Genomic DNA, 706 nt, shown 5'->3' on the forward strand with positions numbered 1-706 from the left:
GCTGACCGCGTTGGCCTTGTGCTGTTCGAGCAGCTGTCTCTCCAGTGCGTCGATCTTTGCATCGAGATCCGTCACATGCTGACCCATTTGCTCAAACATCGCCTTTGCAATTGCTGGAATCGCTTCCTCGGCAGACAGGAGAACAAGCAATGCTGAGACGTTCGCGCAGCCCTTGGCGGCAACGATGCCAAATTCCGCCGCGTGCCCCCGCAACGCGTTGATCGCCTGGGTTCGTTGATTCACCAAGAGTTCCCGGTGCTTCACGATGATTGCTGCCGCTTGCTCATCCACCGATTTGACCGGAACCGTGCGCATGGTCGGGCGGGATGCTGCCTCACTGATCGCTTCTGCGTCGTTGCGATCATTTTTACTCCGCTTCACGAAGGGCTTCACATATTGCGGTGGGATCAACCTGACCCGGTGGCCCATACCGCCCAACACCCGCCCCCAGTGGTGCGAGCCTGCGCAAGCTTCAAGAACCACCTCCGTCGGAGCCAATTTGACGAAGAACGGTTCAACCTGAGCCCGCCTGATCTCGCGCCGCAGTAACGGGCGCTCCTGGTCATCGACCCCATGGATCGTAAAAACATGCTTGGACGTGTCTATAGAAATCCGCTTAAATTCCATTGGGCGGCCCTTTCATTAGGTTCGTTGTTCGACCCTATTGGCACATTGGATGCCGTTGGGCCGTCCACCCCAACAGAAA

The 706-nt window shown here is 57.2% G+C and carries 1 protein-coding gene; it reads right to left on the bottom strand.

All coding sequences use genetic code 11. The features are described from left to right. On the bottom strand, positions 1 to 627 hold a 627-nt coding region (locus APM_RS18555), incomplete at its 3' end, for an IS110 family transposase (RefSeq protein WP_039889260.1). Positions 628 to 706 lie beyond the last annotated feature (79 nt).

The sequence above is a fragment of the Acidiphilium sp. PM genome, assembly GCF_000219295.1.
Classification (GTDB): Bacteria; Pseudomonadota; Alphaproteobacteria; order Acetobacterales; family Acetobacteraceae; genus Acidiphilium; species Acidiphilium multivorum.